The organism is Rhizobium sp. NZLR1b, assembly GCF_019685155.1.
Classification (GTDB): domain Bacteria; phylum Pseudomonadota; class Alphaproteobacteria; order Rhizobiales; family Rhizobiaceae; genus Rhizobium.
Map to the genome: position 1 here is coordinate 39333 of NZ_JABDWC010000001.1, position 23490 is coordinate 62822.

Sequence of the window (23490 nt, forward strand, 5' to 3'; positions counted from 1 at the left end):
GCCGACGTCGTCTTTGAATTGCACCCATGTCGTTTTTTTGGGCGCTGTTTTCCGCCGGGCGTGGTTTTCTTGTGGTATTCAAGGCGCCGCCTTGCAAGCTGGCGACATGAACCATTGAAAGGCCGGTCCGGCCGCTCGGCAGCTGTTATAAGAACTGAATCCGCAAGGAGATCGCCGGAGAGAGTTCCGGAAGGATATCGAGATGGATCGAAAGGAGGTTCTGGAGCCCGAAACTGGCGCTTACGCAGCAGATCGGCGATGACGAGCGGAACGACAGGCAAGACCTATCGTGTTTACTCTCTCCCTCCATCCAATCTGTCCATTCGTGAAATTCGAATATCGCCCGATGCGGCGATATCCGGCGCGTTGTGAATACCGGGCTGCAGAGGAGGCAGGCCGAAGGAAAGGTTGCCATCGACTGCATCGGTTGCAGCTCGAGGCATCAACAAGTGGGAGGAATCCATGAGCAAGAATAGAGGCGTCGTTTATTTGAGGCCGGGCAAGGTCGAGGTTCGCGATCTCGACGATCCGAAACTGGAAGCGCCCGATGGCCGCCGCATCGAACACGGCGTCATTCTGAAGGTAATATCGACCAACATTTGCGGCTCCGACCAGCACATGGTCCGTGGCCGTACCACGGCAATGCCGGGTCTGGTCCTCGGCCACGAGATCACCGGCGAGATCATCGAGAAAGGCATCGACGTCGAGATGCTCGACATCGGCGATATCGTCTCGGTACCCTTCAATGTCGCCTGCGGCCGTTGCCGCTGCTGCAAGTCCCAGGATACCGGTGTCTGCCTCACCGTAAACCCGTCCCGCGCCGGTGGCGCTTATGGTTATGTCGACATGGGCGGCTGGATCGGCGGACAGGCGCGCTACGTCACCATCCCCTATGCGGATTTCAACCTGCTGAAAATCCCCGATCGGGACAAGGCGATGGCGAAGATCCGCGATCTCACCATGCTCTCCGATATTCTGCCCACCGGTTTCCATGGCGCAGTGCGCGCCGGTGTCGGGGTCGGCTCGACCGTCTACGTCGCTGGCGCCGGCCCTGTCGGCCTTGCGGCTGCGGCTTCGGCACGCATCCTCGGCGCCGCGGTCGTCATGATCGGTGACTTCAACAAGGATCGTCTGGCGCATGCGGCGAGGGTCGGTTTCGAACCGATCGATCTCTCCAAGAGCGACCGTCTTGGCGACATGATCGCCCAGGTCGTCGGCAGCAACGAGGTGGATAGCGCCATCGATGCGGTCGGCTTCGAGGCACGCGGCCATTCGGGCGGCGAACAGCCTGCGATCGTGCTCAACCAGATGATGGAGATTACCCGAGCCGCAGGCTCGATCGGTATTCCCGGCCTCTACGTCACCGAGGATCCGGGCGCCGTCGACAATGCCGCCAAACACGGCAATCTTGCGCTCCGCTTCGGTCTCGGCTGGGCCAAGGCGCAATCTTTCCACACCGGCCAGACGCCGGTGCTCAAATACAATCGTCAGCTCATGCAGGCGATCCTCCACGACCGGCTGCCCATTGCCGATATCGTCAATGCCAAGGTCATCCCGCTCGACGATGCCGCCGCTGGATATGAGAGCTTTGACCATGGAGCCGCGATGAAATATGTCCTCGATCCGCATGGAGACGTCGCGAAAGCCGCATAGCGGCACGATCGAAGATAGCCCTGATGGGATGGTCGGCCGCTAACCGGCCATCCTTCATTTATCAAGCATTTACTGCGAAACTACTGGATGCTGAACGGGAAATATTTTGCGTTGATCATGTCATAGGTCCCGTCCGCCTTGATGCTCTTCAACGCTTCGTTCAAGCGCGTAAGACGCTCCTTGTCATCCAGGCGCAACGCGATGCCGGCACCTTCACCGAAGTATGTGACGTCGACCAGATCCGGTCCTTTGAACTCGCAGCAGGTTCCAGCCTTCGTATTGGCGATCCAGTCGTAGATGGCGAGTTTGTCTTCCAGAATGATATCGACATTGCCGTCCGACAGCCCCTTGTACAATTCAGGCGAAGACCGAAAGACCTTCTTTTTCATCTCCGGATAGAGATGGTTGGCGTAGGATTCCTGCGCTGTCGACGACGTCACCCCGAGAATCTTGCCGCTGAGGGCGGCGGGGCTGACATCGCTGATCGGCGAATCTTTCCGAGCGATGAACACGGACGGGCTGTTGTAGTATTTTTCAGTGAAAGCAACCTTTTGACGCCGCTCGAGGCTCATCGACATGGATGAGATGATCGCGTCGTATTTATCGGCAACGAGATCGGGAATTATGTCGTCCCACTTCTCGATGATGAACTGGCATTCGAACTTGCCGACTTCGCAAAGGGCGTTGGCAACATCGATGTCGAAGCCTTGAAGCTTGTTGTTTGCATCGACGTAATTAAAGGGCGGAAATGCCCCTTCGACGGCAATCCTCATCGGCGTACGATCTTGCGCGGTCGCCTGGATTGGCGCGGCCGCGATCAATAACATACCCAAGCCCCCCGCAATCAGTGCTCCGCGCAACATAGTCTGAAGGGATATGCGCAGCATCGGGAGCTCCTTGGGGCGTATTCGATCTCGCCCATAATGCGCCGTAGCTTTTAATTCTACGTGAACGCTTCTTTGTTAGCGTCGGCGAATACGCCCGTGTCGTGGTGTCCAGGGGTCTAGGCTTGCAAATCGTTGTTCCTTCCAGCTCCAATACGTTTCAGCAATCCTGGATCGCCTCGGGAAGAATTCTCTTTCTGATCGCCGTCAGCGGCCTTGGAGCGATTGGACTTGTCGTGCTTTCGGCGCTGTGGGCAGGAACCGAGAGTGACGCTGCCGCCCTTGATCGCCAACGCCAGCTTGTAAATGCGCGCCTGCGCGAACAGGTCGATCAGGTCGCGCATGTTATCGGTCAGTTCGGCAATGGCTACCTCACACGTGTTTATCCTGCCGCCCGATCGACCGGAGGCTCCTCAAGCCTCGAGGCAGTACTGACGGCGGCGGCCGGAAGTGCGATCAGCCAGACCGCAATGTCCGCCTTCGGCTACGACCAGGCTTTCGTCGTCGACGAGAAGGCTCAACTGCTCATGCTGGCGGACGCCCAGACGGAAAAGCGCTATCGCTGGATGAAGCCTCTCTTTTTGCCTCTCCTTCAGGATGCCCGCCTTGGGGTGAGACAAGGGACGGTTTCCGAACGAACGCCGTCCTCGATGGAAAGCCGCCTTGCGAACGCAACCCGCTCCAACCGTGCCTTGGCCAATCTGATGCGGCTGGAAGGCCGGCCGACGATCGTCGGCGTCGTCGCCATCAACGAGGCCGACCAGGGACAGCAGCAGCCGACGCGGCAATTCCTGATCGTCGTTCGGTTTATCGATGGTGCGGCGCTGGACGAATTGAGCCGGCAACAAGGTCTCAACGGCGCGCGCTTCGCGCGCACCGCCGATGCGGACGAAAACGAGGTTGCGTTTCAGATCGACGCCACGGCAAACGGCGAACCGATCGGCTTCATCGTCTGGCGGCCCGATCTTCCGGGTTCAAGAGTGATCGGCCGCTTGATGCCGGCGCTTTCGATTGCCGCCCTGGTGATCGCCATCCTGTTCTCGGTCCTGCTGGTGCGCCTGCGAAGCAGTCTCGGCGAATTGAAGAAAAGCGAGCTGCATGCACGGCAGCTTGCCCTGCATGATGTGCTGACCGACCTTCCCAATCGCGCCTTGTTCGCCATCCGGTTCGACGAGTGCCTGGCCGAGACAAAAAATTCGGCCGAGCGCTCGGCAGTTGCGCTTCTCGACCTCGACCGCTTCAAAGCCGTGAACGACACGTTCGGCCATGCGGCCGGCGATGAACTCATCAGGATGGCTGCGGAGCGGATCCGCTCCATACTGCGTCCAGGCGACACGCTTGCCCGGCTCGGAGGGGACGAATTTGCCCTGCTTCTCCGGGACATCAAAGACCATGATCAAGTTTTGCCGGCAATCTGCGAAGCGATCGTTGCCGAACTTGGCAAGCCCTTCCCGCTTTTGCGAGGCGAGGCGGTCGCCCGCGTCGGCGGCTCGATCGGCGTAACCGTTGTTCCGGATGCCGGCCGGAATGCCGACGACATCATGCGCTACGCCGACGTCGCGCTTTACGAGGCCAAGATGGGCGGGAGAGGTCAATGGCGCGTCTATTCGTCGTCCATGGACGGCGGCAGGAATGCGCGCGACATTCTCAAAAACGAATTGCGCGAAGTTCTGGCTAAAAGCATGGCCTCATCCGGCGACGGTCCACGCTCAGATCCGGCTGCAAACAGGCCGGATTTCGGATCGCTCGAGGTCTATTACCAAACCGTGCATCGTGCCGAGGGCGGATACTCGGCGTCGGGCGCGGAAGCTCTGGTGCGCTGGCGTCACAGTCAGCGTGGACTGTTGACGCCTGCCAGCTTCATCCCTGTCGCCGAGGAGGGTGGTCTCATCGACGCTCTCGGTTTCTGGGTATTGCGCGAAGCCTGCCGAGCCGCCTGCAAATGGCCTGAAGATACGTTCGTTGCCGTCAATGTATCTCCCGCCCAGTTAAGAAGACCGAATTTTGCCGAGGAAGTCTTCGCCGTGCTTCAGGAGAGCGGGCTGCCGCCATCCCGGCTCGAACTCGAGCTCACCGAATCCTCGCTCATCGAGGATAACTCGGACGTCTATTCGGTGCTGAAGTCGCTGCGCAGTCGGGGTATTCAGATTTCGCTCGACGATTTCGGGACCGGATTTTCATGCCTCAGCCACCTGATGCGCTTCGATATCGACCGCATCAAGATCGATCGTTCCTTCGTCTCGCTGCTCGGCACAAAAGCCAACGGGGCAGCTATCATTGGCGCTATCGTCGCGCTCAGCCGCAACCTCGGGATCTCGACGACGGCGGAAGGGGTTGAAACCGAATATCAACGCGACTTTCTGGCCGCCCTCGGCTGCACCGACCTCCAAGGCTACTTCTTCTCCAAACCAGTTCCTCTTCGTGAACTCGATTGTTTCCGGGAACCTGAAAGCACCACTCGATTACTGACGATCGCTCCGGGCGCCGTTGCCTGAAAGGCTTTTGCTCTTCCGCTGGTTAGAGGAACTTTCGCCCAGCGCGGCGGTTGACGCCTGAAAACCGAATGGAGGATGTGATGGGCGAGGTCGGGGAGTGGCGGCATCTTTGTGCCACGACACTCGGCGCCATCGATCTCGCCTATCGGGTCATCGTGCTGAAGGATGCCGTCTGCAGTGGCGCCGACGATACGCATGACGCCTCACTGGAACTCCTGCACGATCGGTTTTCCGTGCAGCTTGAACTCATGGAGACCGAGGAGTTTTTGAGAGGCGTTGCTTAAAAGCGCGTCGCACCCAGCGTCACGCCGCTTGCCTGATGGAAATCGCCCCAGTGGGTGAGACCGCTTCAATTAGCTCGACGCTGCTGTCGTTGCCATGCAGCGGCGAAGAACGGAATCATGCGATTTCCTCTTCGAGTATCTTCACCGGCCGGTCCCACTGGATCAGCACGACACAGCCGGTATCGCTCCAGACCGAATGCTCGCTGCCGGGTGCATTGACGATATAACTGCCGCTGATGTAATCGCCCGTCTCGTCGGATTGAACACCATCGAGCACCAGGATGGTCTCGAGCCCCTCGTGGAGATGGCGGGGAACGGAGGCGCCGGGCTCATATTTCAACAGCGCCACGCCCGGCTGGTCGCCCTCGAAGGGGCGGATCCAGTGAATGGTGACATTCTCGCGGAAAGGGCCGAATTCCACTTCCTTCCAGCCGCCCGATGTCAGCAGTTCGCGGGTCGTTTCAGGCATTGGCAATGCTTTCCAGAATGTCGTCGACATGGGCGGTCCAGCCGACGATAGCGCCCTGGGCGCGGATCATGGCGATGGCTGCGGCTTTGAATTCGGGGAAATAGCTTTCCGTCGCCTCCTCGGCGAGCAGGCATTCATAGCCGCGGTCGTTTGCTTCGCGCATGGTCGTCTGCACGCAGACTTCGGTGGTGACGCCGGCAAAGACGAGCTGACTGATGCCCTTCTGCTGCAACATGGCGCCAAGCTCGGTAGCGTAGAAGGCGCCCTTGCCGGGTTTTTCGATGATGATTTCCCCCTTCACAGGAGCAAGTTCCGGAAGAATCGCCGTGCCGGGTTCGCCTGAGATCAGGATGCGGCCCATCAGGCCTTCGTCGCCGATCCTGAGCGAAGGATTGCCGCGGTCGCGTTTCGCCGGCGGCAGGTCGGACAGGTCCGGCCGGTGGCACTCCATCGTATGGATCACAGGCAGGCCGGCATTGCGGAAGCCCTGGATCAGGCGTTTGACATCAGGCACGATGCGGGTGATGCGGCTGACATCGTTACCAAGGCTTGCACCGAAGCCGCCGGCTTCGGCGAAATCGCGCTGCATGTCGATGACGATAAGGGCGAGTTCATCGTGCCTCACCGGAAAGGCGAAAGGTTCGGCTTTAATCCCCACCATCAGTGATGCCCCGCCATGTGGGCGCCGATCACGCCGATATCGGCCGAACGCGCCGGTGTCTCGTAAACCAGCCTGCCTTCCGAAATGACCATGATGCGATCGGACATTTCGAGCAGTTCGTCGAGGTCTTCGGAGAGCAGCAGCACGGCAGCACCCAAATTGCGCGCCTTCATGATGCGGGCGCGGATTTCGGCAACGGCCGAGAAATCGAGGCCGAAACACGGGTTGGAGACGATGAGCAGATCGACGTCGCCGGTCAGCTCGCGGGCGAGCACCGCCCGCTGCACGTTGCCGCCTGAAAGCGCTGCAATCGGCGAGGAGGAAGAGGCGGTCCTGACCTTGAAGTCGGAGATCAGCGCCGACGCACGCTTCTTCATGCTGGCCCTGTTCAACCAGATCGCGTCCTTGCCGTCCGGCTTCAAGTCGAAGGTGCGGAACGCAAGGTTCTCGCTCACCGTCATCTTCGGCGCGCAGGCATTCTGCAACGGCTCCTCGGGGATGAAACGCACCCTGTTCTTGCGGGTCTCGTCGCGGGTTGCGCCGTAAGCCTCGCCATTGACCATGACCTGGCCGCTATCGGTCGGGCGCTGGCCGGCGAGGATTTCCGTCAGTTCCTTCTGGCCATTGCCCGATATGCCGGCGATGCCGACGATCTCGCCGAAGCGCACCGTAAGCTCGTCGATTTCGATCGTTTTCAGGCCGGAACGATCCGGGGCTTTCACCCGGCTTACGGACAGCACCGGCCTTGCCGCTTCCGCCACCGGCAGGCGGCTGTCGAGTTCGGCGAGCTTGACGTCGCCGATCATCATCGCCGCCATATCTGATGTGGAGAGCTCACCGACCTTGCCGGCGCCGACCAGTTTGCCGCGCCGCAGGATCGAGACGGCATCGGCGAATTTCGTCACTTCGTGGAATTTGTGAGAAATCATCAGCACGGTGAGTTCGCCGCGCTCGGTCATCCCGCGCACGATGCCGAGCATCTCGTCTGCCTCCGCCGGCGTCAGCACCGAGGTCGGCTCGTCGAGAACGAGAAAGGAGCGGCCGAGGTAGAGCTGCTTGACGATTTCGAGCTTCTGTTTTTCGCCGGCGGCAAGCTGGCTCACCGGCCTGTCGAGCGGGATCTTGAACGGCATGCGCTCCATGAAACCCGCCAGATCCTTGCGTTCCCCGGCCCAGTTGATCACCGCAGGTACTTCGGCACGGCTGATGACCAGGTTTTCCGCGCCGGTCAGAGAGGGAACCAAGGTGAAATGCTGGTAGACCATACCGAGCCCGTAGGTCGCGGCATCCTTGGGTGAGCCGATCGCTACCTCGCGGCCGTCGACCGACAGCGAGCCTGACGTGGCGTGATAGAAGCCCATGATGCATTTGACAAGCGTCGACTTGCCGGCGCCGTTTTCGCCGAGAAGCGCGTGAAAAGAGCCGGCCGGAACGGCGATCGAGACGTTGTCGAGCGCGGTAAAGCTGCCGAAGCGCATGGTCATGCCGAGCGTATCGATACCGATCGCCTTGCCGGCCTTGGGAAGGGGCGTGTCGCGAACGGTGCTCATGACAGCTGGCTCACAAAGGTTTCGGAATTGGAGACCGAGCCGAAGACGCCGCCCTGCATCTTCACCATCTTGATGGCGGCGAGGTGGTTTCCATAGTCCGTCGCCCCACAGCAGTCCTCCAGCAGCAGGCATTCGTAGCCGCGGTCGTTCGCCTCGCGCATCGTCGTCGAGACGCAGACATCGGTGGTGATTCCCGTGAGGATGATGTTCTCGATGCGCTTCTGGTTGAGGATGAGCTCAAGATCGGTGGCGCAGAACGAACCCTTGCCGGGCTTGTCGATGATTGTCTCGCCTTCGGTCGGGTAGAGTTCGGGGATGATGTCCCAGCCGGGTTCGCCACGCGTCAGGATGCGGCCGCAGGGGCCGGGATCCCCTATGCCGGCGCCGATCCGCCGCGAGCGCCAGCGTTTGTTGGCCGGCAGATCGGCGAGGTCGGGGCGATGGCCCTCGCGCGTATGGATGATGTGGTAGCCCTTGGCCCGCATGGCGGCAAGCACGCGTTTGATGGGTTCGATCGGCGCCTGCACCAGCGACAGGTCGTAGCCCATGTGGTCGACATAGCCGCCTTTGCCACAGAAATCCGTCTGCATGTCGATGATGATGAGGGCGGTGTTATCAGGCCTGAGAGCGCCGTTATAGGGCCACGGATACGGATCGGCGTCGATAAAACGCCCTTTGGTTTCGACCATCGCGTCCATCATTCTCTCTCCTATTCCGCGGCAGATTTGTTGAGACCGCCAAGTCCGTTCATCACAAGGCTCCGTTATTTCGTCAGCGACAGCGCGCCCGGCGCACCGGCGAGCGAGCGGGTGGGCGAGGAGGTGGCAATCAGGATGATGAGGGTGAGGACATAAGGGGCAGCGTAGAAGAGGTAGTAGCCTTGTGTGACGCCGACCGATTGCAGCGCCGGGCCGAGCGCGCCGGCACCGCCGAAAAGCAGGGCGGCGAGGAAGCAGCCGATTGGGTTCCAGCGCGCGAAGATCACTAGGGCCACGGCCATCAGGCCCTGACCCGACGAGATGCCTTCGTTCCACGAGCCCGGATAATAGAGCGAAAGGTAGGCGCCGCCGATCGCCGCCAGCGAGCCGCCCGCGGCCGTCGCCAGCAGGCGAACCCGGTCAGGGTCGATGCCCATGGCCCGGGCCGCGTCGGTGCTATCGCCGACGACGCGCAGGATCAGACCGATGCGGGTGTTCTTGAAGGCCCAGAACAGGAAGAGAGCAAGTGCGGCGCCGATGAAGAACAGCACGTTGATATTGAGCGCCGCCTGTAGCTGCGGCATGCTCGACCAGCCTCCGAGCGCGATCGAGGGCAGTTTCGGCGCCACGGGTTGAATGAAGGATTTGCCGAGGAAGAACGCCATGCCGAGACCGAACTGCATCATGGCAATGCCGATGGCGATGTCATTGACCTTGGGGAATTTGCAGATCCAGCCGTGGATGACGCCGAAGATCGCGCCGGCCATCATCGCGGCCACCACGCCGAGGGTCGGTGAGCCAGTCATGACGGCCACCGCATAAGCCGTCATGGCGCCGAAGACCAGCGTGCCTTCCAGGCCGAGATTGATGCGGCCGGAGCGTTCGGTGATCGTCTCGCCGAGGCTAACGAAGATGAACGGGGTGGAAACGCGGATGGCGCCTGCAAAGATCGCCAGCGGCACGCCCCAGATGCCGATGCCTGTCTCTTCCATCAGAGGCTCCTTTTCCAGAGATCGGGATTGAAGATCTTAAAGCGGCCGTAGAATGTCTCGCAGAAAAGAATAACGATGAAGAGCGTTCCCTGCAGCACCAGAACGGTCGCATCCGGCAGGCCCATGCGCCGCTGGATGAGGCCGCCCGAGGCTTCGATGCCGCCGAGCAGGATCGCCACTGGAATGATCGCCAGCGGATTGTGCCTGGCGAGGAAGGCGACGAGGATGCCGGTATAACCGTAGCCCGCCGCAAGCGAAGCATTGGCACTTCCCTGCACCGCCGCCACTTCGATCATGCCCGCCAGACCGGCAAAGCTGCCGGCAAGTGCGGTAAATCCCGCGATCAGCTTGCCGACCGGCAGCCCCTGGATCTGGGCGGCTCGCACGTTGCCGCCGGCGATGCGGGCGGCAAAACCGTAGCTCGTCGCCTCGATCACGATCCACGAGACCATGCAGGCGAGGATGCCGATGACAAGACCCCAATGCACGTCCATGCCGGGTATATTGCCGAGCATGTATTCCGCCGGCAGCGGCCTGGTCGACGGCTTGTTGAGGCTTGCCGGATCGCGGAGCACCCCTTCGACGAACTGGTTCATCAGGGCAATGGCGATATAGGAGAGCAGCAGCGACGATATGGTTTCGTTGACGCCGCGGTAGTGGCGCAGGAACCCGGCGAGGCCGATCCAGATGCCGCCGACCACCATGGCCGCCATCGCCATCAGAACGAGGGTGAGGAAGACCGGCGCGGTGCCGGCGAGCGGCAGAGCCATGGCTGCGGCAGCAACGCCGCCCAACACAACCGCTCCTTCCCCGCCGATGATGACGAGGCCGAGACGGGCGGGCAGGGCGACGCAGAGTGCCGTCAGGAGAAGGGGTGCGGCACGGCTTAGGCTGTTTTGCACCGAAAACCAGCTGCCGAAGCCGCCGGTGTACATCAGTTGGAAGAGGGTGGCCGGCGACTTGCCGACCGCCAGGATGAAGAGGGAGAAAAGCGCAAGACCGATCAGGATGGCCGCGAGGCCGATGACGATCGGCTCGGCTCGCCGCGCGGTCCATTCGAGGACCGGGCGCAGCGAAGCCGGTTTTCCCGCGATCGATATTGCAGGATTGGCCTCGATGGTCATGGCGCTTCTCCCTTCGCGGTTTACGATGTGGACCCGACGACGCCCTCGACCAGATAATTCATGCTTTCGAGCTCGATCGCGTCTTCAGCGTAGCTCTTGTCTGCAGCCACGGCGGTGTCGCCCTTGTTGTCCTTCAACGGTCCCTTGAAAACCGAGAAGCCGCCCTTCATCATGTCCGCCTGCGTGGCTTCGAAGGCCTTGCGGCCCTCTGCGGACACGCCGGGGCCGAGCGCGCTCATCTTGACGAAGCCGTCCTTCAGGCCGCCGCGCACGAAATTGCCGAGCTTTTCGCCGGCCTGCGCCTTCTTGACGAAGTCGCCATAGACGTTGCCCCAGGCCCATTCGGCGCCCGTGAGGTACTTTTCGGGAGCGAGCGGGCTCTGGTTGGCGTGATAGCCGCAGACGAAGGCGCCGCGGCCCGCGGCCGTCTCGACAACCACTTTCGGGCTATCGACGTGGCAGGTGATGACGTCGGCGCCTTGGTCGACCAAGGCGTTGGTGGCTTCGGCCTCCTTGACGGCGAGCGACCACTCGCCGGTGAAGATTACCTGGCAGGTGATAGCAGGGTCGACTGCGCGCGCGCCGAGCAGGAAGGCGTTGATGTTCTGCAGAACCTGCGGGATCGGCTTGGCGGCGACAAAGCCGATCTTCTTGCTCTTCGTCGCATGGCCGGCGGCGATGCCGTTCAGATACTGGCCCTGGAAGATATAGCCGAAATAGGAGCCCGTATTGGCCGGGTGCTTGCCTTCCTGCCAGAGGCCGCCGCAATGGCGGAACTGAACGTCGGGATGTTTAGCGGCCATGGCCAGCATGTGTGGGTCGAAATAGCCGAAGGAGGTCGGAAACAGCAGGGTCGCACCGTCGAGATTGATCATCGACTCCATGGTCTTCTGAACATCGACGGTCTCCGGAACGTTCTCTTCTTCGACCAGCGTCACGCCCGGCAGCGCCTTGACCACGGCGGCGCCTTCCGCATGCGCCTGGTTGTAGCCGTAGTCGTCCTTGGGGCCGACATAGATGAAGCCGATGGTCAGCGCGGTTTGGGCCGCTGCGGAGGAGCCGATCAGGCCCGGTATGGCGCTGGCCAGCGCTCCGGCAGCGGAAGCCTGCAGGAAATTGCGGCGGTTCATGGAAAGGAGTTTGGTCATTGGAATGCTCCTTGCGGCGCTGGGCCGGTTTGCGAAACAGGACAGTAAAGTGCATGCAATGCTCATGCCAGAACCCAATTTATTGTTTTTTATATATTATTTTTGGAGTAGCAGCCTGTATTGTTTAAAGTGCATGCAGATTGACCGCAGTAACGCATAAAAAATAATCATGAACTGTTTTTTACTCAATCTAGGTGCGCAGTCAGCGAGTCGACAAGCTGTTGCGGACTGTGCCTTGCATCGGAAAGTGAAAATCTAACAATATCTTCGCCACGTAGTTTGACTTATGGCGTGCTGAGCGGCATCTGTATGCAGAGTGTTGACGTGAGCAGATTCGTATCGTGAAGCAGGCCAAACGCAGAGAAATCATCCGCACCGGAACCACCGTCGAACAGATGGTGAGGGCGATCTCCGACATGATCGTCACAGGCGAAATCCTGCCGGGCGGAAAGCTGGACGAGGTGTCGCTCGCGGTTCGTTTCGACGTTTCGCGCACACCGGTCAGAGAAGCCTTGCGTGAGCTCAGCGCCATGGGATTGGTTGCGCGCGAACCAAACCGCAGTGCCGTCGTTACCAATGTCACCGAGGCTTATCTGCATTCGATGTTCGAGGCGATGGCGGAACTCGAAGCGATCTGTGCCAGGCTCTCGGCCGAGCGTATGACGGTCGATGAGCGGCGGGCGCTGGAACTGGATCATCGGGGATCGGTGAAGCTCGTGCATGCCGGCGCGGAAGAGGAATATTCGGCTCACAACACCGAATTTCACACCCGGCTTTATCGCGGCGCGCATAACGATCATGTCTTCGAGATGGTGACTCAGACGCGGGCGCGGCTCGCGGCTTTTCGGCGGGCGCAGTTCCGTCTGCCCGGACGTCTGGCGAAATCCTATGAAGAGCACGGCCGGATCGTGACCGCAATCATGCGCGCGGACGCAGCCGCCGCGGGGCAGGCGGCATATTCCCACGTGGAAATTGTCAGCGATGCCAGCGCGGTATTTGCAACGGCCGAGGAGTAAGCAGGCTGCGACCGGTCAATCACGCCGTTGTTTCCGGTCTCTACTCCGCGACTTCGATGAAGCGGTGGCGTTCGTAAAGGAACTTCAGCACGGCCTCCCGGCATTTGAGATATGTCCGGTCGGAGGCGAGTTCGATGCGATTGCGGGGACGAGACATGGTCACATCGAGCACTTCGCCGATGCGGGCCGCCGGGCCGTTGGTCATCATCACGATGCGGTCGGAGAGCAGCACCGCCTCATCGACGTCATGGGTGATCATCACCATCGTGTTGCCGAGCCGGGCGTGGATTTCCATCACTGCGTCCTGAAGATGGGCGCGGGTCAGCGCATCCAGCGCACCGAAAGGCTCGTCGAGCAGCAAGATCTTCGGCTCCATCGAAAGCGCGCGGGCAATGCCGACGCGCTGTTTCATGCCACCGGAAATTTCCGAAGGCCGCTTATCCCTCGCATGCGCCATTTGCACAAGGTCGAGGTTGGCCATGACCCAGTCATGCCGCTCGGCCTTGGTCTTCGTTCGGTTGAAGAGCTTGGAGACGGCCAGATTGACGTTCTCGTAAACCGTCAGCCAAGGCAGCAGGGAGTGGTTCTGGAAAACGACGGCGCGTTCGGGACCGGGTCCGTTGACCTCACGATTTTCGAGGAGCACGGCGCCGGCGGAAACCGGGGTCAGGCCGGCAATGAGGTTGAGCAGAGTGGATTTGCCACAGCCCGAATGGCCGATGATCGAGACGAATTCGCCCGCGGAGATCGTCAGGTTGATGTCTTTCAAAACCTCGGCGCGCACGTCGCTGCGATTGAAATGTTTGTCGATATGATCGAGCTTCAGATAGGCATTCATCGGGACGTTCCTTAGTTGGCGGTGGCGCCGCGCGTGATGAGTTTGCCGAGCGCAGCCACCAGCTTGTCGAGTGCGAAGCCGACGATACCGATATAGGCGAGCGCGACGATGATGTCCGGCAGGCGCGACGAATTCCATGCGTCCCAGATGAAGAAACCGATGCCGACGCCGCCGGTCAGCATTTCGGCCGCGACGATGGCGAGCCAAGAGAGGCCGACTCCGATCCTCAGGCCGGTGAAGATGTAGGGGGCCGCCGATGGCAGCATGATCTTCCAGAAAAACTCGAACTGATTGAGCCGCAGCACCTCGGCAACGTTGCGGTAGTCCTGCGGGATATTACGTACGCCGACGGCGGTGTTGATAATCACCGGCCAGATCGAGGTGATGAAGATGACGAAAATCGCGGAAGGGTTGGAATCCTGGAAGGCTGCGAGCGATAGCGGCAACCAGGCGAGCGGCGGAACCGTTCGCAACACCTGGAAGATCGGATCGAGACCGCGCATTGCCCAGACCGATTGGCCGATGATCGCTCCGACGATAACGCCGGTGACGGAGGCCAAGCCAAAACCATAGAGCACGCGTTGCAGCGAAACGAGCACGCGCCAGCCAAGCCCGATATCCTGGGAGCCGTTGTTGAAGAACGGATAGGCGATCAGGTCGTAGCTCTCCTGCCAGACCCGATGCGGCGAGGGCAAGGACGCATCCGGCGATGAACAGAGCGCCTGCCAGAAGAGCAGGATGAGTGCCAGCACCACGGCTGGCGGAACGACGTTGCGAAACGTGGCGGTTGCCGCATGACGAAAATCGATCCGTGATCTTTGCTTGCCGGATAATGGCAGAATTTTTGCCGCCGGCTTGGCAGAGACGGCAGTGGAGGGATTTGCTTTATTTGCCAGGGCGGACATCGACGCGCTCCTCACATGAACGAAAGGCCGGCGCGCCCGTGGCGCGCCGGAGGCGGGGTTAGGAGACAACCTTGATCGAAAGGCTGTCGAGATAGGCGGAAGGATTTTCAGGGTCGAAGATCTTGCCGTCGAAGAAGGTCTCCTTGCCACGGGAAGACGAGGCGGGAATATCGGCCGCCGCGACACCGAGATCCTTGGCGGCCTCGCGCCAGATATCTTCACGGTTCACCTGGTTGACCAGCGCCTTGATGTCGGTACTCGCCGGCAGATTTCCCCAGCGGATGTTTTCCGTCATGAACCAGGTATCGTGGCTCTTGAACGGATAGGAGGCGCCGTCTTTCCAGAACTTCATGTAGAGGTCGGTGGCCTTAACCTCGCGGCCGTTGCCATAATTGATGTCTCCCTTGAGGCGGCCGAGCACGTCCTTCGTCGGAACGTTGAACCATTGGCGCTTGCCGAGAATGTCCGCCATCTCCGCCTTGTTATCCATGCTCTCGCACCACTGCTGGGCCTCCATGACAGCCATCAGCAAGGCCTTGGCCGCATTGGGATTCTTTTCGATCCATTCGGCGCGGAGCCCCAGCGCCTTTTCGGGATGACCCTTCCAGAGCTCGCCGGTGGTAGCCGCGGTGAAGCCGATGCCTTGGTTGACGAGCTGCTCGTTCCACGGTTCGCCCACACAGAAGACGTCCATGTTGCCGACCTTCATATTGGCAACCATCTGCGGCGGCGGCACGACGATGGTCGAAACGTCCTTGTTTGGATCGATGCCGCCGGCGGCGAGCCAATAGCGTATCCAGAGGTCGTGTGTGCCGCCCGGGAAGGTCATGGCGGCCTTGATCTCCTTGCCTTCTGCCTTCTTTTTCTCGAACGCGGCCTTCAGCTTCGAGGCATCGAGCTGCACGCCGGTTTCGGCATATTCCTTGGCGACGGAAATGCCCTGGCTGTCGAGGTTGAGGCGGGCGAGGATCGCCATCGGCACCGGCTTATTGTTCTGCGTCACCTTGCCGGTATGCATGAGATAGGGCAGCGGCGAGAGGATATGGGCACCGTCGATACCGTTTGCTGCGCCGCCCAGCACGAGATTGTCGCGGGTCGCGCCCCAGGATGCCTGTTTGGCCACATCCGTTTCCGGAAGGCCATGCTTGTCGAAAAAGCCCTTCTCTCTAGCGATGATCAGCGGCGCGGAATCCGTGAGAGCGATAAAGCCGAGCTTGACGCCTTTCACTTCAGGGCCTGCTCCGGCTGCGAAGGCGCCGGACGGAAAGGCAGTTTTGACGGCGCCGATGAGGGCAGCCGCTGCGGTCGTCTTGAGCATGCTGCGGCGGGTTATGCCTATTGTCGAAATCCCAGTCTTCAAATTCGTTGTCATGCGCAGGTTCCCTCTGCTGGCTGAATTTGGACACAAAAAAACGCCGCTGGAAATTGCGTCCAGGGGATGGGAGCATCCCGGAGAGCAAAGACCTTGCGACGTCGGTGTCTGATGTAGGCGCTTATGCCGCGCCTATCCGCACCGGTCGCCGTTGACCGGTGCGTCTCAGGAGTTGCAAGCAGCGTGCCAATTTCAAGAAGAGTTGGTAACGGCATGAAGCAAAAGGAGAAATGCGAAGAATTGATAAATGCCTATTTTTTGGGCTTTGTTATTTTCTGCTTCCGTTTTGTGCGATTACTGCTATGGCCGCAGCCATGGGAGCGCTCTATTTGTGCAGTGCACGCAATATGGAAGTCGCGATGACGAGGACGGGGGAATGGATTCTGCCCGCGGTATTGCCACTGGCAAAGCTCAAGAGGGGAGGGTCAATGCGAGGTGATTGCCTCGCCGTCACCTCATTTCATTGCAGCAAAGATACGAGGCCGTAGAACGCTGCGGATATTGCCGCAGCCGCCGGCATCGTTACGATCCAGGCTATCACGATGTTGCCGGCCAATCCCCAGCGCACGGCTGAAACACGACGAGCCGCGCCCACTCCAACGATTGCTCCAGTGATGGTATGCGTCGTCGAAACGGGAATACCGAGCCACGTCGCTCCGAAGAGTGTCAACGCTCCGCCCGTCTCTGCGCAGAAACCTTGCATGGGGTTGAGCCGAGTGATCTTCGACCCCATGGTATGAACGATCCGCCATCCGCCAAAGAGCGTACCGAGAGCCATTGCCGACTGGCAGGAAATGACCACCCAGAAAGGCACGTAGAATGTCGGGCCAAGATATCCTTGGCTGAACAAGAGTACCGCAATGATGCCCATCGTCTTCTGCGCATCGTTCCCGCCGTGGCCAAGCGAGTAGAGCGAAGCGGACACAAATTGCATGACGCGAAATGTCCGATCCACCGCAAACGGCGTTTGCCGGACGAATAACCAGGAGACGGCGAGCACCAGCACGAGGGCGAGCAGGAAGCCGATGGCTGGCGAAAGGAAAATGGCACCGACGGTCTTTAGGAGGCCGTTCCAGACGATCGAACTGAAACCCACCTTTGCCAGGCCGGCCCCCACCAGCCCACCGACAAGCGCATGCGACGAACTGGACGGAATCCCGAAAATCCAGGTGAGAATATTCCAAATGATAGCGCCCATCAGTGCGGCGAAGATCACTTGAGGCGAAACGATCGCAGGATCGATGATGCCGGTTCCCAGCGTTTCGGCCACATGCAGACCGAAGAACAGGAATGCGATGAAATTGAAGAACGCCGCCCAGGCGACCGCATATTGTGGCCGCAGGACGCGGGTCGAGACGATCGTGGCGATCGAATTGGCCGCATCATGCAGACCGTTGAGAAAGTCGAAGAACAGGGCGACAACGACCAGGCCGACGAGCAGCGGCAAAGCGAGGGAGGCATCCATCAGACGTTCTCGATGAGAATGCCGCTGATCTCGTTGGCGACATCCTCGAAGCGGTCGACGACTTTCTCCAGCTCTCCGTAGATTTCGCTTCCGATCATGTAGGCCATCGCATTGCCGCTGGCGCCATAACGCACAAACAGCTCCTTCAAGCCCTGGTCGTGGAGCTCATCGGAACGTCCCTCCACTCGGGTGACCTCCTCCGCGATGGCTGCGAGACGTTGCGCATTGGCTCCCAATTTGTCGAGGAGGGGTATCGCTTCGGCGACAAGGTTTGCCGCCTTGACGATTTCACTGCCCATCTGCTGCATGAGCGGATCGAAGCAGGATTGCTCGAACAAGCGGATCGTCTTGACAGTTTTGTGCATCATGTCGATCGCATCATCCATCGACTGAATAAGGTCTTTGATGTCCCCCCGGTCGAAGGGCGTGATGAAGCTTCGCCGAACGGCAAGAAGAACCTCACGCGTGACGTCGTCGGCCTCGTTTTCCAATGTGACGATACGTTCACAGTTTTTCTGAACGTCATTGCCCTTCAGGAGTTGATCGAGGGCGTGCGCCGCGGCAACGACGGTCTTCGAATGCTTGGAAAACATTTCAAAGAATCTGTCTTCCCGTGGCATCAGCTTGCGAAAAATGCTCATCATGCCTGCGAACCTTCCTCGTGCGGCCGACTGTCATAAATGTGTCATAAACACGCTCAGGCAATTGAAGCAACAAGCAAATCGGCTACTCCATCGCTATGACGCCTAGCAAAAAAGGCAGGAAGCCTAGACTGGACAAAACCCAGCCACTACTGCGGCAGCTCGCTGCTGTTCCTGAAACGCTGTTCGCCGGCGCATTCCGCCAACAATATGGCGCTATTTGCTTCCGCCATTGCAATGCCGGATCCGAGGTCGAAATCCTGGTGATCACATCGCGCGAGAGCGCACGCTGGGTCATCCCGAAAGGGTGGCCGATGAAGGGGAAAAAGCCTTTCGAAGCAGCAGCAATCGAAGCATGGGAGGAGGCAGGCGTGCGCGGGCTGGTGAAGAAGAAGCCGGTCGGACGCTATACCTATCTCAAAGAATTCGACAATGGCGATGTGGCCCCCTGTATCGTCGACATGTTTCAGATTGAAGTCACGGAAATCAGCGGCGATTTCAAGGAGCGGGATCAGCGTATTCTCGAATGGGTCAGCCCGGATGAAGCGGCACGACGCGTTCGCGAGATCGAACTCAAGTCGCTGCTCGTCCAATTTGAAGTGCGCAGTCGCAAGAAACGCGATCGCGGCTGACCGCTGACACCTTTCCGCACGATGCTCTATCGCTCGAATGGTTCGCCCAGTGAAGCGACGCCGTTCAGTTTCAGCAGGCGGCGGTCGGCGGAGATGATGCCGAGCACGATGATCGTGACCAGATAAGGCAGGCTCGAGAGCAATTGCGAGGGAACGTCCAGCCCGCTTGCCTGGGCTGCAAGCCCCATCAGCGAGACCGCACCGAAGAGGCAGGCGCCGAGGAAGATGCGACCGGTGAGCCAGGTCCCGAAGACGACCAGAGCGACGGCGATCCAGCCGCGTCCGGCGATCATTCCGTCGGCCCAAAGTGGTGTGTAGACGACCGCCGCGTAGGCGCCGGCGAAGCCGGCCATCGCGCCGCCGAAGGCGATGGCGAGGATACGGACCGATATGACCGAATAGCCGATAGCGTGGGCGGCCTTCGGGTTCTCGCCAACGGCCCGGACGATGAGACCAAGCTTGGTGTAGGCAAGTATGGCCCAGAGAGCGAGGGTCGCGGCGAGCGAAATCCACACGACGATGTCCTGGACGAAAAGACCGCCGATGACCGGGAGTTCCGACAGCCCTGGAAGAGCAAGCTTTGAAAGACCTTTGACCGTCAGGCTTTCATAGGTCTTGCCGAAAAGCGCCGAGAGGCCCTGGCCAAGGATGCCGATGGCAAGGCCGGCGGCCACCTGGTTTGCCCGGAACCCGAGCGTGACGAAGGCAAAAAGCAGGGAAAGGGCAGCGCTGCCGAGCCCTGCGGCGATGAAGCCGAGAAAATGTCCGCCGCCATGATAAACGACGATGAAGGCGAGCACGGCGCCAAGCGCCATCAATCCCTCGACCCCGAGGTTGAGGACACCGGCGCGCTCGGCCACCAGTTCGCCGAGTGCTGCCAGAAGAAACGGTGTCGCGGCAGCAAGCATGCCGGCAAGAATGAACTCGATGGCGTTCATGGCAGGCTCCGCTGGGCGGTGCGGCGCCATTCAAGACGGTAGCGCACGAAGGCGACGGCGATCAGGTAGGCGAGCAGCAGACTGCCCTGGAAGACACGGACGGCGGCGATCGGCAGGCCGGCCGAGACCATGGCATTGTCGCCGCCGATATAGATGACCGCCATGACCAGCGCCGAGACCACGATGCCGATTGGATGCAGGCCGCCGAGATAGGCGACGATGATGGCCGCATAACCATAGCCGCTCGCGACCGAACGCTGCAGCTGGCCGAGCGGACCGGCAACTTCGGCGGCGCCGGCAAGGCCGGCAGCAAAACCGCCGATCAGCAGCGAAAGCCAGATCGCCCAACCTTCCCTGAAGCCGGCGTAGCCGGCAGCCCTCGGCGCCAGGCCGCCGACCTGCAGCTTATAGCCGATGAAGCTCTTCTGCATGAAGACCCAGGCCGCAACCGACAAAACGAGGGTGATGAGGAAGGAGACGTTGACACGAGTACCGGCAATCAGGGTCGGCACCATCGCATCGTACTGGAACATCACCGACTGCGGGAAATTGAAGCCGTTCGGATCCTTCCAGGGGCCGAGCAGCAGATAGTTCAACAGTTGCGCGGCAACGAGGCTCAGCATCAGCGAAACGAGGATCTCGTTGGCGTTGAGGCGTACGCGCCAGAAGGCGGTAAGAGAAGCCCAGAGTGCGCCGCCGATGGCGCCGAGCAGCAGCATCGCCGGCCAGATCCACTGGCCCGTCGCCTGGGGAAACCAGACCGGAATGGCGGAGGCGAAGATCGCCCCAAGGATAAACTGGCCTTCGGCGCCGATATTGAAAACCTTGGCGCGAAAGCCGATTGCCAGCCCCTGGGCGATGAGGAGGAGGGGCCCAGCCTTTAAGAGCACTTCCGAAAATGAAGCCCAGGAGAGGAAGGGCTCGAAAAGCATCGCATAGACGACCGCGACGGGGTCGCGGCCCATCAAGACATAAAGGCAAAGATTAAGTGCGATCGCCCCCCCGAGCGCGATGACGGGTGCGCAGAGGGCCGCAGCCAGCGATGCACGCTCCCGGCGGACCAGGGTGGGAACGGAAGCGGGTAACCAAGCGCTCATCACTGGACTTTCTCGGGCGAGGTATGTGCCCCGATCATGTATCGGCCGATCTCCTCGGGCTTCGTGTCCCGCGTTGCGAGCGGCGGGCTGAGCCGGCCGTGATGCAGCACCTGGATGGAATCGCAGAGCTCGAACAGTTCTTCCAGTTCCTCGGAAATGACGAGGATCGCCATGCCCTGATTGCGCAATGCGACCAGGCGGCTGCGGATGGCGGATGCAGCGCCGACATCGACGCCCCAGGTCGGCTGCGCCACGAAAAGCAATTTCGGAGACAGCATGATTTCGCGGCCAACGATGAACTTCTGCAGGTTGCCGCCGGACAGGGTGCCGGCTTCCGCATCCGGACCGGGTGTGCGGACATCATACTGACGGATACAATCCTTGGTGAATGTCATCGCTCGTGCCCTTTCGATGAGACCACGCCGTAAAAGCTTGAGTGGATGGGCCGTCAGCAAGCTGTTGAGGACGAGCGACATTTCCGGCACGGCGCCGCGTCCGAGCCGGTCTTCCGGAACGAAGGCAAATCCGAGCTGCCGCCGCGCGGCGGCATCGAGCCTGCCGACATCCATTCCCATCATGTAGATCCGGTCGCGTTGTTCGCGCCCCAGCATGGTCTCGCCCGAAATCAGCGCGGCAAGCTCACTTTGGCCGTTGCCCGAAATACCGGCGATCCCAAGGATTTCGCCGGAACGCACTTCGAGACTGAGGCCGGAGAGCGGCACCGCAAAGGGATCGTCGGGCTGGTGGTCCAAACCGATGATCTCCAGCCGCTTTTCCCCGCCAGACAGCGGCAGCGCCGAGATGGGTGCCGGCATATCGCGGCCGATCATCATCCGGGCAAGGTCATGGGCGTCGTGATCGCGCGGGTCGATATCTCCGGTCACGCGTCCGCTCCGCAGAATCGTCGCGCGGTCACAGATCGCCCGAATTTCTTCGAGCTTGTGGGAAATCAGCAGGATGGAAACGCCGCCGTCGCGCAGCCGACGCAGGGTGTCGAAGAGTTTCTCCACCAGTTGCGGCGGCAGGACGGAGGTGGGCTCGTCAAGGATCAGCAGCTTCGGATTGGTCATCAGGCTTCGGATGATCTCCACCCGTTGCCGCTCGCCGACCGACAGCGCATGCACATGGGCAAGCGGATCGACTTCGAGGCCGAACTCCCGCCCAAGCGTCCGGATACGTTCCTTGAGATCAGCTTTGCGACCCGGCACCACCAGCTGAATATTCTCGATGACCGTCAATGTCTCGAACAGCGAAAAGTGCTGGAAGACCATGCCGATGCCCTTGCGCCTCGCCTCCGCGGGGGAGGCGAGGCGCAAGGGTGTTCCTTCCCAGACGACATCTCCGTCGTCCGGCTGCTCGACACCGTAAATCAGCTTCATCAGCGTCGATTTTCCCGCCCCGTTTTCTCCGAGGATCGCATGGATCGATTGCGGAGCCACGTCCAGATCGATTGCCTGATTGGCATGGATCTGGCCGTAGCTTTTCGAAATGCCACGCAGCGACAGGAGCGGGGTGGTCATGAATTATCTCGGCAGCGGCGTCGAGACGCCCTTGACGTGCCAATTCATGGCGATGATCTCAGGGTCGGCCATGGTTGCGCCCGAGGCGGCACCTTCGCTGCCGTCGGCCTTGGTGATCGGCCCGGTGAAGGGCGAGAAGCTGCCGTCGGCGATCTTTGCCTCGACCTCTTTGATCTTGGTCATTACGTCGGCCGGAATATCTGGGTTCCAGTCGACCACTTCGACGACCTTGTCGGCGACGCCGAGGAACGTATTGGCCCCCTTGAACGTACCGGCGAGATGGGCATCGACCGAAGCCTTGAAGAAGGGCGACCAGTCCGTCGAGATGCAGCCGAGATAGGTTTTCGGCGCATACTTCTTCATCGACGAATTGAGGTTGAAGGCGTAGACGCCGGCGTCCTCACAGGCAGAGATGACGGATGGCGTGTCCTGTGCATTGGAGAAGATCACGTCGCACTTCTGCGCGATCAGCGCCTTGGCTGCCTCCTGCTCCTTGGCCGGGTCGAACCAGGAATTGACCCAGACGACGGAGACTTCGATATCCGGCTTCACCGCCTGGGCGCCGAGCGTAAAGGCGTTGATCGAGGTAATGAGCTCGGGAATGGCAAAGGCCGAGACGGAGCCGAGCTTGCCGGTCTTGGAAAGCGCCGCCGCGGCCATGCCGAGCAGATAGGTGCCCTGGAAATATTTGGCGGCGAACGGCGAGAAATTCGGAGCAACCTGGAAGCCGGAGGCATGCAGGACCGTCACGCTCGGATCACGGCGGGCGATCTGCAGGGCGCCGTTCTGATAGCCGAAGGAGCCGGCAATCAGGAACTTATTTCCGTCGGCGACGGTCTTGGTCATGATGCGGTCGGCGTCCGGGCCTTCGGCGATATTCTCAAGCACCGTGACCTTCACCTTGTCGCCGTAAGCGGCCTTGATCGGCTCGAGACCGGCGGCAAGGGCGTGCCCCCAGCCGACGTCGCCGATCGGCGAAGGGACGACGAGGGTGATGCCGAGCGGCTGGTCGGCGGCGAAGGCAAGACGGCGGCCGAGCGCGCCGGCAAGGCCGGTGGCGGCAGCGGCCGTCATCAGGTTTCTGCGGGTCAATTTGGTCATGTTCACG

Annotated in this window: 21 protein-coding genes and 1 pseudogene; 5 read left to right on the forward strand and 17 right to left on the reverse strand. The window is 60.6% G+C overall.

The features are described from left to right. Window positions 1-462 precede the first annotated feature (462 nt). Window positions 463-1653 carry a formaldehyde dehydrogenase, glutathione-independent gene (fdhA, locus tag HJB84_RS00175; RefSeq protein WP_207584967.1) on the forward strand — a complete coding sequence of 397 codons (1191 nt, stop codon included), beginning with the start codon at window positions 463-465 and terminating at the stop codon, window positions 1651-1653. Window positions 1654-1733: 80 nt separating this feature from the next. Here the strand turns inward: fdhA and HJB84_RS00180 are convergent, their stop codons facing one another. After that, window positions 1734-2540 carry a transporter substrate-binding domain-containing protein gene (locus HJB84_RS00180; protein WP_221114930.1) on the reverse strand — a complete coding sequence of 269 codons (807 nt, stop codon included), beginning with the start codon at window positions 2538-2540 and terminating at the stop codon, window positions 1734-1736. Between the two features lie 101 nt (window positions 2541-2641). On the opposite strand from HJB84_RS00180, the gene HJB84_RS00185 reads away from it, so the two are divergent. Beyond that, window positions 2642-5032 (forward strand): EAL domain-containing protein, encoded by a 2391-nt coding sequence (locus HJB84_RS00185; protein ID WP_221114931.1) that lies wholly within the window; start codon window positions 2642-2644, stop codon window positions 5030-5032. Window positions 5033-5145: 113 nt separating this feature from the next. Continuing rightward, window positions 5146-5316: pseudogene (locus HJB84_RS00190) on the forward strand (isochorismatase family protein); the annotation flags it as partial. A gap of 115 nt (window positions 5317-5431) precedes the next feature. Here the strand turns inward: HJB84_RS00190 and HJB84_RS00195 are convergent. The 7 genes from HJB84_RS00195 to HJB84_RS00225 form a co-directional block, all read right to left on the reverse strand. Beyond that, window positions 5432-5785, reverse strand: a complete 354-nt coding sequence (locus tag HJB84_RS00195; RefSeq protein ID WP_207584963.1) for a cupin domain-containing protein — start codon at window positions 5783-5785, stop codon at window positions 5432-5434. Then, window positions 5778-6446, reverse strand: coding sequence for a cysteine hydrolase family protein (locus tag HJB84_RS00200; RefSeq protein WP_207584962.1), 669 nt, complete (start codon window positions 6444-6446; stop codon window positions 5778-5780). The genes HJB84_RS00195 and HJB84_RS00200 overlap by 8 nt, the downstream gene beginning before the upstream one ends. After that, window positions 6446-7996 carry an ABC transporter ATP-binding protein gene (locus HJB84_RS00205; RefSeq protein WP_221114932.1) on the reverse strand — a complete coding sequence of 517 codons (1551 nt, stop codon included), beginning with the start codon at window positions 7994-7996 and terminating at the stop codon, window positions 6446-6448. The genes HJB84_RS00200 and HJB84_RS00205 overlap by 1 nt, the downstream gene beginning before the upstream one ends. Beyond that, a complete protein-coding gene (locus HJB84_RS00210) occupies window positions 7993-8694 on the reverse strand; it encodes a cysteine hydrolase family protein (protein ID WP_207585174.1) in 702 nt (233 codons plus the stop codon). The genes HJB84_RS00205 and HJB84_RS00210 overlap by 4 nt, the downstream gene beginning before the upstream one ends. 65 nt (window positions 8695-8759) lie before the next feature. Further along, window positions 8760-9686 carry an ABC transporter permease gene (locus HJB84_RS00215; protein ID WP_207584960.1) on the reverse strand — a complete coding sequence of 309 codons (927 nt, stop codon included), beginning with the start codon at window positions 9684-9686 and terminating at the stop codon, window positions 8760-8762. Continuing rightward, entirely contained in the window at window positions 9686-10810 is a 1125-nt protein-coding gene (locus tag HJB84_RS00220; protein ID WP_207584959.1) for an ABC transporter permease, read from the reverse strand. Before HJB84_RS00220 ends, HJB84_RS00215 begins: the two co-directional genes overlap by 1 nt. 20 nt (window positions 10811-10830) lie before the next feature. Continuing rightward, window positions 10831-11958 (reverse strand): BMP family ABC transporter substrate-binding protein, encoded by a 1128-nt coding sequence (locus HJB84_RS00225; RefSeq protein ID WP_207584958.1) that lies wholly within the window; start codon window positions 11956-11958, stop codon window positions 10831-10833. A gap of 341 nt (window positions 11959-12299) precedes the next feature. Here HJB84_RS00225 and HJB84_RS00230 point away from each other — a divergent pair, with 341 nt between their 5' ends. Continuing rightward, window positions 12300-12974, forward strand: a complete 675-nt coding sequence (locus tag HJB84_RS00230) for a GntR family transcriptional regulator (protein ID WP_207584957.1) — start codon at window positions 12300-12302, stop codon at window positions 12972-12974. Window positions 12975-13014: 40 nt separating this feature from the next. Here HJB84_RS00230 and HJB84_RS00235 read toward each other — a convergent pair whose 3' ends face one another. The 5 genes from HJB84_RS00235 to HJB84_RS00255 form a co-directional block, all read right to left on the reverse strand. Beyond that, window positions 13015-13812 (reverse strand): ABC transporter ATP-binding protein, encoded by a 798-nt coding sequence (locus HJB84_RS00235; protein WP_221114933.1) that lies wholly within the window; start codon window positions 13810-13812, stop codon window positions 13015-13017. 11 nt (window positions 13813-13823) lie between these two features. Further along, window positions 13824-14717, reverse strand: a complete 894-nt coding sequence (gene ntrB, locus HJB84_RS00240; RefSeq protein WP_207584955.1) for a nitrate ABC transporter permease — start codon at window positions 14715-14717, stop codon at window positions 13824-13826. Window positions 14718-14775: 58 nt separating this feature from the next. Next, window positions 14776-16089, reverse strand: a complete 1314-nt coding sequence (locus HJB84_RS00245; protein ID WP_207584954.1) for a CmpA/NrtA family ABC transporter substrate-binding protein — start codon at window positions 16087-16089, stop codon at window positions 14776-14778. A 460-nt stretch (window positions 16090-16549) separates the two neighbouring features. Further along, entirely contained in the window at window positions 16550-17554 is a 1005-nt protein-coding gene (locus HJB84_RS00250) for an inorganic phosphate transporter (protein ID WP_033184194.1), read from the reverse strand. Continuing rightward, window positions 17554-18198: a DUF47 domain-containing protein gene (locus tag HJB84_RS00255; protein WP_207584952.1), complete on the reverse strand. Its 645-nt coding sequence runs from the start codon at window positions 18196-18198 to the stop codon at window positions 17554-17556. Before HJB84_RS00255 ends, HJB84_RS00250 begins: the two co-directional genes overlap by 1 nt. Window positions 18199-18293: 95 nt before the next feature. On the opposite strand from HJB84_RS00255, the gene HJB84_RS00260 reads away from it, so the two are divergent. After that, the gene (locus HJB84_RS00260) at window positions 18294-18827 is read left to right on the forward strand and encodes an NUDIX hydrolase (protein ID WP_207584951.1); all 534 of its coding nucleotides are present in this window, start codon (window positions 18294-18296) and stop codon (window positions 18825-18827) included. A gap of 26 nt (window positions 18828-18853) precedes the next feature. On the opposite strand, the gene HJB84_RS00265 is transcribed toward HJB84_RS00260, so the two are convergent. The 4 genes from HJB84_RS00265 to HJB84_RS00280 are packed head-to-tail and all read right to left on the reverse strand — an operon-like array spanning window position 18854 to window position 23483. Continuing rightward, window positions 18854-19765, reverse strand: coding sequence for an ABC transporter permease (locus HJB84_RS00265; RefSeq protein WP_207584950.1), 912 nt, complete (start codon window positions 19763-19765; stop codon window positions 18854-18856). Further along, on the reverse strand, window positions 19762-20862 hold the full coding sequence (locus HJB84_RS00270) for an ABC transporter permease (protein ID WP_207584949.1): 1101 nt from the start codon (window positions 20860-20862) through the stop codon (window positions 19762-19764). Before HJB84_RS00270 ends, HJB84_RS00265 begins: the two co-directional genes overlap by 4 nt. Continuing rightward, a complete protein-coding gene (locus HJB84_RS00275) occupies window positions 20862-22382 on the reverse strand; it encodes an ABC transporter ATP-binding protein (RefSeq protein WP_221114934.1) in 1521 nt (506 codons plus the stop codon). The genes HJB84_RS00270 and HJB84_RS00275 overlap by 1 nt, the downstream gene beginning before the upstream one ends. A 3-nt stretch (window positions 22383-22385) precedes the next feature. Beyond that, window positions 22386-23483 (reverse strand): BMP family ABC transporter substrate-binding protein, encoded by a 1098-nt coding sequence (locus tag HJB84_RS00280; protein WP_221114935.1) that lies wholly within the window; start codon window positions 23481-23483, stop codon window positions 22386-22388. Between the last annotated feature and the right edge of the window lie 7 nt (window positions 23484-23490).

Bases quoted from the DNA above. Each gene is read 5' to 3' on its own strand.
- fdhA (WP_207584967.1), top strand. From the start codon at position 463: ATGAGCAAGAATAGAGGCGTCGTTTATTTGAGGCCGGGCAAGGTCGAG.
- HJB84_RS00180 (WP_221114930.1), bottom strand. From the start codon at position 2,540: ATGCTGCGCATATCCCTTCAGACTATGTTGCGCGGAGCACTGATTGCG.
- HJB84_RS00195 (WP_207584963.1), bottom strand. From the start codon at position 5,785: ATGCCTGAAACGACCCGCGAACTGCTGACATCGGGCGGCTGGAAGGAA.
- HJB84_RS00200 (WP_207584962.1), bottom strand. From the start codon at position 6,446: ATGGTGGGGATTAAAGCCGAACCTTTCGCCTTTCCGGTGAGGCACGAT.
- HJB84_RS00205 (WP_221114932.1), bottom strand. From the start codon at position 7,996: ATGAGCACCGTTCGCGACACGCCCCTTCCCAAGGCCGGCAAGGCGATC.
- HJB84_RS00210 (WP_207585174.1), bottom strand. From the start codon at position 8,694: ATGGACGCGATGGTCGAAACCAAAGGGCGTTTTATCGACGCCGATCCG.
- HJB84_RS00215 (WP_207584960.1), bottom strand. From the start codon at position 9,686: ATGGAAGAGACAGGCATCGGCATCTGGGGCGTGCCGCTGGCGATCTTT.
- HJB84_RS00220 (WP_207584959.1), bottom strand. From the start codon at position 10,810: ATGACCATCGAGGCCAATCCTGCAATATCGATCGCGGGAAAACCGGCT.
- HJB84_RS00225 (WP_207584958.1), bottom strand. From the start codon at position 11,958: ATGACCAAACTCCTTTCCATGAACCGCCGCAATTTCCTGCAGGCTTCC.
- HJB84_RS00235 (WP_221114933.1), bottom strand. From the start codon at position 13,812: ATGAATGCCTATCTGAAGCTCGATCATATCGACAAACATTTCAATCGC.
- ntrB (WP_207584955.1), bottom strand. From the start codon at position 14,717: ATGTCCGCCCTGGCAAATAAAGCAAATCCCTCCACTGCCGTCTCTGCC.
- HJB84_RS00245 (WP_207584954.1), bottom strand. From the start codon at position 16,089: ATGACAACGAATTTGAAGACTGGGATTTCGACAATAGGCATAACCCGC.
- HJB84_RS00250 (WP_033184194.1), bottom strand. From the start codon at position 17,554: ATGGATGCCTCCCTCGCTTTGCCGCTGCTCGTCGGCCTGGTCGTTGTC.
- HJB84_RS00255 (WP_207584952.1), bottom strand. From the start codon at position 18,198: ATGATGAGCATTTTTCGCAAGCTGATGCCACGGGAAGACAGATTCTTT.
- HJB84_RS00260 (WP_207584951.1), top strand. From the start codon at position 18,294: ATGACGCCTAGCAAAAAAGGCAGGAAGCCTAGACTGGACAAAACCCAG.
- HJB84_RS00265 (WP_207584950.1), bottom strand. From the start codon at position 19,765: ATGAACGCCATCGAGTTCATTCTTGCCGGCATGCTTGCTGCCGCGACA.
- HJB84_RS00270 (WP_207584949.1), bottom strand. From the start codon at position 20,862: ATGAGCGCTTGGTTACCCGCTTCCGTTCCCACCCTGGTCCGCCGGGAG.
- HJB84_RS00275 (WP_221114934.1), bottom strand. From the start codon at position 22,382: ATGACCACCCCGCTCCTGTCGCTGCGTGGCATTTCGAAAAGCTACGGC.
- HJB84_RS00280 (WP_221114935.1), bottom strand. From the start codon at position 23,483: ATGACCAAATTGACCCGCAGAAACCTGATGACGGCCGCTGCCGCCACC.